Source organism: Paenibacillus sp. 01T422 (assembly GCF_056398785.1).
The window spans coordinates 1-5,933 of sequence record NZ_JBFTQB010000426.1 but is presented as its reverse complement, the minus strand read 5'-3'; the positions used below and the strand labels follow the sequence as shown (position 1 = coordinate 5,933).

Below are 5,933 nucleotides of genomic sequence, written 5' to 3'. Positions count from 1 at the left end.
AACTAATACCACCTATAATTATGTTAGATTTCATATCATAGGAATGTTCAAAGTCGATTATAGCCTTTCTCCGAGCTGCAACTACAAGATACATATAATTGCGAGTAATTGTACAATAAACCCCAACCAACTTATGTGAAGTTGATTGGGGTTCATCACTCAAACCTATTTATTCATCTTCGTCCATGCATCCAATTGCTTTTGTTTTTCCTCAATAATTTTATCGATGCCCGCTGATTTGAGTTTAGCTTTGTAGTCAGGCAGTGCCTTATCCGGGTCAAGCGTACCTGTCTCAATACCTTTTTGGTATTGGTTAACTACATTCGTTACTGCTGTTATTTCCGTCTTTACTGATTCGACATTAAAGTTGAAGCCAAGCGCCCTTGATTTCTTCGCGCTTTTATTGAATTCGTCCATTTTTTTCCAAATATCTGGATCATCCCCTTTGAACACGTAGGACAGAAATTGGTTGCCAAACACCCAGCTCAACCCCAAATAATAACCACTGTTTTTCGCGTCAACGCCTGCTGGGAAATCGATCATATTATCAGAAACTTTCACATAATGTTTGCCTTCAATACCCCAGTCTAGCAAGTTAATTAGATCTTTATCCGTATAGAGCATATTCATCAGCATCATTGCGCGTTCCGGGTCCGTTGAATTCTGCGGAATTCCCCACATAAGGTTTGTAATCGTTAATGTTGTTGCTACCGGTTCGAGCAGCTGCGCAGTCACTGAAAGCGCCACTAACAGTATGCTGACTTTTTCGTTATCGTTCTGCTGACTTTTTGTAGGGGCAGCGATAAGTCATCACAAAGGTTTATGAGGGAGTTTGTCCTGGTTAAATGGAAAAAAGGCAAAAAAAAGAGGCTATTCGCTGTTCACATACGATAGAACTTCCTCGGAAACTACCCATTTAGCAGTTTCCGGATTTGCCGCCACCTCATACGATTGCCTTACCTCAATTCTTTATTTTCCTTTATCCTAATAGTATTACATTATTTAGAACGAAATTATTACTTTACACGAACTTCATCGAGTAGATTATAAAGAGTAAATTTGGAGATATCCAAAAATTGGCACACTTTATCTCCGGCTTTCTTTATAAGGAATGCTCCACGTTTATCCAGAAATTGAACTGCTTTCTTCTTGTCCTCTTTACTCATATGGGAAACCGGTATTCCTAATTCGTTATGGCATTGCTGTAGCAAGTAATCCAGTAGATCACTCACATCATTAACGAATACTTCTTCGGTTTCTTGCTCTATGCTGTGCATCGTGATCGATTTAAGCGCTTTTTCTGCCATAATCAAATCAGAAATATCCATATTCATGCAAATAGCCCCAATAATCTGCTCTTCATTATTTCTGAGGTAAATGGAAGTAGATCGCAGTATTTTTCCGTCTTTCGTTTGYGTGACATAGTTGTAGCGATCACCATCTTTGTCAGAACCTCGCAGTACTTCAAGCCCGAGGTTACTCCCACAGTCACCAATTCTTCTCCCGGTAATATGAGAGTTCTCGATACCTACAATTGTATGGTCATAATCACCAGTTAAATCATGAAGGACAACCTCGCATTTTTCCCCGAATTGCGTTGCAATTCCTTTGATGATTTGCTTCAAGAATACTAATTCATCATTAATATGTTCCAATCTCATCACTCACCTTAAAAAAAATAATATCAAATAAAAATTTTTATTAATGCATATTTTATACGTATTCTTGCCATTTAGCAATGTTTATGAACATTCTCCCCGTCTTTGTACTAATTATACGACATCTCATAAGAATGTGATCCGATAAAATAAAAACCGCCCTATAGGCGGATAGTAATCGGACTATATAGTTGTCACCCGACAATTTTATCAAAGAAATAAATGTCCCCTCACTTATACAAGGAAAAGAGTTGGATTGTCATGCTGGAGATTATTGGATGAGACAACACCGCGGTGATGGAGTGGACGTTGGTTATTGGGAGATCTTCCTCTATCTAATCAATCCGAAACACATCCTCCAAATCCTTTCCCAATAAATCGCTTAACTTCTTGGCTGTCGCAGGTCCCACTGACTTTAGAGATCTTTCCAATAAGCTGATATAGGAATGACTTAACCCCGATTGTTTTGCCAGCTCCCTCTGGGAGTATCCTTTGATAATTCGAGCCTTCATAAACGAGTCGGTTTTAGCCTTAATCCTCATATCCCTGCTCTCCTTCATCCATTAACTTAATGACTTATAAAACAACCATATTTATAGTATGTCACTTGAAAAGAACTAAACTTGTTTACAAAAGTTAACAGTCACTAACGAATTTTATTTTCCGCTAACGGTCCTTATTTTCCTTGATCATTCGTTCGTTTCTGCGCTCCTCCCGTTCTCATTTTGTTCCCCTAGTTTCTATTATATCACGGAATTTAACTTTTGCAACCAAAAACGTTTACTTTAAATAACATTATTTCCGCCTATCTTCCAGCCTTCCGCTCATTGTAATTACTTTTGTATACTGATATTATTAAAATGTTTACTACTGTTTACTTTTCGAATCGCGAGGGTGAAAATAATGTATTTCTATGATAAATTACGAGATTTGCGTAAATTAAAAGGTTTTACCTTGCGGGAGCTAGCTGACCGTTCTGGCGTTTCTGCGGCATACATCTCACAATTAGAAAATGGCAATCGCGGCATCCCGTCTCCGGAGGTGTTGATGAAGCTCTCCGAAGGACTCAACACGTCCTATTCTGAATTAATGGATCTAGCTGGATACTTGGAATCAACGCCGTCAACAGAGAAATTCCAAAGCAACCCTGTCAACTTACGGCGGTTCCTGCGTGAGAATGAGCTTATGTTCGACGGCTTTCTATTAACTGATGAAGACAAGGAATGGGTCGAGCGGATGCTGACCGTTTTATTCTGGAAACAGCGCCAGGAATCGAAACTTGAGGACCCGCCTACGACATAAACTGAGATTTTACATGGAAATAATACGGTTATTTTGTTCAAAATGAGCTAATTCTATGGATTAGATGGAAATCTTTCCGCTATTCCCTCTAGCTTTCTCATAAAGAGGCAGCTGTGGCCAAAATAACTGGAGGAACTCCTGTTATTCAACAAAACCCTCTCTCAGCGCCATTTTTAACCGTAGAAATTGCTGTTATTTCACACTTGGGCATAGCTAAAGTCCACCTTCAGCTACTCCAAGAACATATAAATTCTTTTAAAAAAGCTTGTTTCATCCTGTTAGGATGAAACAAGCTTTTGCCCTACTAGTCGTCGTTTGATTGACCACCGTTTCCGTTATTGCCATTGCCGTTGCCATTTCCGTTACCATTGCTGTTACCATTCCCGTTACCATTTGGCGTTTGTGTTCCATTGCCATTCGGCATTGGTGCCTGCCCTCCGTTGCCATTCGGCGCTTTATAGCCGTTGCCGTTTGGTGCTGGCGCCTGACCCCCATTGCCATTCGGCATTGGTGCCTGCCCACCGTTGCCATTCGGCGCTTTCATTCCGTTGCCGTTTGGTGTTGGCGCCTGACCCCCCTTGCCATTCGGCATTGGTGCCTGGCCTCCGTTGCCACTCGGCGCTTTCATTCCGTTGCCGTTTGGTGTTGGCGCCTGACCCCCCTTGCCATTCGGCATTGGTGCCTGTCCTCCGTTGCCACTCGGCGCTTTATATCCATTGCCGTTTGGCATTGGTGCCTGGCCTCCGCCAAAGCCCTTACCTTCGCCAGTACCCTGGCCTCCGCCTTGGCCGCCTTCAATACCACCTTGACCTTTGCCRCCTCCGCCAAAGCCTTTACCTTCRCCAGTGCCCTGGCCTCCGCCTTGGCCGCCTTCAATACCACCTTGACCTTTGCCGCCTCCGCCAAAGCCCTTACCTTCGCCAGTGCCCTGGCCTCCGCCATGGCCTCTACCTTCCCCATGACCCTGACCACCGCCTTGGCCGCCTCCGGTTCCGCCTTGACCCGCTCCTTTAGCCCTTATATAAGCATATGTGATTGATTCGAAGGTTCGGTTATCTACCGCGCCTGTCACGGGGAGTCCGTGTTTTTTCTGAAAATACTTAACGCCCCTAACCGTCAAATCATCATAATAACCATTAATTTCACCTGAATAGCTGCCCAGTGACTTCAACATTCCCTGAATGACGTATACGTCAGGACCATTGGAGGGTTTCCCAACTGCCCCAGCAAGGTTCGGCACATAAAGTAGAAGCATGACAGACAGAATAGCAACGCCAAGATATTTTCCGGCTAACGTACTGATTCTTGTTTTTTGCTTGTTACTTTCCTTCCATTGTTGCACTAGTAGACACCTTCCTTTGGTTGAAAATTATTTTACCGCGGTAATACTATTCCCCAACACTCTAGCACGCTACTTTATTTCTTTTATGGGAAATAAGGGGAATGCACGGTTATCCAATCACTAAATAGTTCGCATACAAAAAGAGGACCGGCATTAGCTGCCAGTCCCCTTCTATTAATCTCCATGGTTATTTAATAGGGTAGTCAATCACAATCACATTCTCAATTATGCCTTTAAGTGACTGCACGAATTCCTGATGAACAGGATGTGGGCCATACTGCTGCAAAGACTCGCGATCTTGGAAGGTCACCCGCAATCCTATTGTGTAGCCCTGCCTATTCCCCGTTTCTTCCGTCTCATTCACACCTGCGGTAATCTGGATAATGCCCGGAATTTGACCTTTGAAAGACAACAATTGCTCAATCAATTCCTGTTCCTTCTGCGCATCCAAAGTTTCCTTAAATCTAAAACAAACCAAGTGTTCAAACATCGTGTCGGACCAACCTCCTACTAGTTTTCTTTATTTTAGCATAGCACATAAGTCGAGTTCTTCCGCTTGGCCACGATCCCTTCCATATTCCGTTTTTTCATCATTTCAAAAAGCGCCTTTCCCTGCGCCTCCACAAACAACGTCGGCATCAGTACTGATGTAGAATCAACGACAGCAGAAAGACGTTTTTTCCGCTCTACTAATGGTTCATTTAGAAGCTCTCTATCCGTATACAAAAGGTCGAATGCTACAAAAGTCACCGGATGCGTATGCACTGCGCGGTTTATTTTCCCTGATTGACTGATCCGATCCCGATACATAAAGTCATCAAATGCAGGTGTGCCGTCACGCAATACAATCCCTTCACAATCCAAAATCACAGAATGCGTCTTGATCGCTCCCCGTGCATCCTGTAACTCCGGGAACTTGTGCGTTACAACTCTTCCGCTCCGCGTATAGGCTTCTATGCGGCTTCCTTGCTTATGGATAAGGATTCGAACGCCATCCCATTTGGGCTCATAAATAAATTGTGGATCATCAAATGGTTCCACACCGACACTGACGGCCATTGGCTTTATGGCTGAAAATAACATTAAAAATCCCCTCCTGTTACCAGTTTGGGGATTTAATCAACCGTCTAAACGTTATTTTCGCTCATCTGACTCTCCAGCCACGCAAAAGCTTTCCCAAGCTCTTCCTTCGGTACATTTGCATACCGATCACCGATGGAAACCTCATAACAGCAAGATGTTTCGTTAACTTCCTTTAAATAATGAGTAAGTCCAACGCCTGTTGCCTCATATAAGCTGATCAACAGGGATTCCATCTTCTCTTTTGGCATATGGATATGTACGTGGAACATATTCGTGACTGGCTTAATAGGGTTCGTAGCAATACCAGGAACCTGATTATACAAAGCAGCAAGTTCTATTGCTTCTTCGTAGTACTGCGCCATTTTATTCAAACGCTGCTTGAAATAGTGGCTTGCACTAAGGATGTACGGGTACAGACTGATCAAATCGCCGCCGTGGCGCCTTTTCCACACTTTGGACTGTTTCGTAAATGTCTCGTCTCCTGCAAGAAGGGCCCCAGCAATACCTCCAATCCTCCTGCAAGAAGGGCCCCAGCAATACCTCCAATC

General features: G+C 43.2%; 7 protein-coding genes and 1 pseudogene. 1 reads left to right on the top strand and 7 read right to left on the bottom strand.

Translation table 11 applies throughout. From position 1 onward, the window contains the following. Positions 1 to 165: 165 nt before the first annotated feature. The 3 genes from AC1DUA_RS22070 to AC1DUA_RS22060 form a co-directional block, all read right to left on the bottom strand. Complete coding sequence (locus AC1DUA_RS22070) at positions 166 to 747, bottom strand: DUF3502 domain-containing protein (RefSeq protein WP_477501819.1); 582 nt, start codon at positions 745 to 747, stop codon at positions 166 to 168. Positions 748 to 1,016: 269 nt separating this feature from the next. Beyond that, positions 1,017 to 1,655 carry a helix-turn-helix transcriptional regulator gene (locus AC1DUA_RS22065; protein ID WP_477501818.1) on the bottom strand — a complete coding sequence of 213 codons (639 nt, stop codon included), beginning with the start codon at positions 1,653 to 1,655 and terminating at the stop codon, positions 1,017 to 1,019. A gap of 338 nt (positions 1,656 to 1,993) precedes the next feature. Beyond that, positions 1,994 to 2,200, bottom strand: a complete 207-nt coding sequence (locus AC1DUA_RS22060; protein WP_477501817.1) for a helix-turn-helix domain-containing protein — start codon at positions 2,198 to 2,200, stop codon at positions 1,994 to 1,996. Positions 2,201 to 2,561: 361 nt separating this feature from the next. Between AC1DUA_RS22060 and AC1DUA_RS22055 the strand changes: the two genes are divergently transcribed. Next, positions 2,562 to 2,960: a helix-turn-helix domain-containing protein gene (locus AC1DUA_RS22055; protein ID WP_477501816.1), complete on the top strand. Its 399-nt coding sequence runs from the start codon at positions 2,562 to 2,564 to the stop codon at positions 2,958 to 2,960. A 304-nt stretch (positions 2,961 to 3,264) separates the two neighbouring features. On the opposite strand, the gene AC1DUA_RS22050 is transcribed toward AC1DUA_RS22055, so the two are convergent. The 4 genes and pseudogenes from AC1DUA_RS22050 to AC1DUA_RS22035 all read right to left on the bottom strand — a co-directional run. Further along, positions 3,265 to 4,302 (bottom strand): peptidoglycan-binding domain-containing protein, encoded by a 1,038-nt coding sequence (locus AC1DUA_RS22050; RefSeq protein ID WP_477501815.1) that lies wholly within the window; start codon positions 4,300 to 4,302, stop codon positions 3,265 to 3,267. 187 nt (positions 4,303 to 4,489) lie between these two features. After that, positions 4,490 to 4,792 (bottom strand): Dabb family protein, encoded by a 303-nt coding sequence (locus tag AC1DUA_RS22045; protein WP_477501814.1) that lies wholly within the window; start codon positions 4,790 to 4,792, stop codon positions 4,490 to 4,492. A gap of 35 nt (positions 4,793 to 4,827) precedes the next feature. Next, positions 4,828 to 5,385 (bottom strand): ATP-dependent DNA ligase, encoded by a 558-nt coding sequence (locus AC1DUA_RS22040; RefSeq protein ID WP_477501813.1) that lies wholly within the window; start codon positions 5,383 to 5,385, stop codon positions 4,828 to 4,830. Positions 5,386 to 5,429: 44 nt separating this feature from the next. Then, a pseudogene (locus tag AC1DUA_RS22035) lies at positions 5,430 to 5,933 on the bottom strand (threonine aldolase family protein); the annotation flags it as partial.

Bases quoted from the DNA above. Each gene is read 5' to 3' on its own strand.
- AC1DUA_RS22060 (WP_477501817.1), bottom strand. From the start codon at position 2,200: ATGAGGATTAAGGCTAAAACCGACTCGTTTATGAAGGCTCGAATTATC.
- AC1DUA_RS22055 (WP_477501816.1), top strand. From the start codon at position 2,562: ATGTATTTCTATGATAAATTACGAGATTTGCGTAAATTAAAAGGTTTT.
- AC1DUA_RS22045 (WP_477501814.1), bottom strand. From the start codon at position 4,792: ATGTTTGAACACTTGGTTTGTTTTAGATTTAAGGAAACTTTGGATGCG.
- AC1DUA_RS22040 (WP_477501813.1), bottom strand. From the start codon at position 5,385: ATGTTATTTTCAGCCATAAAGCCAATGGCCGTCAGTGTCGGTGTGGAA.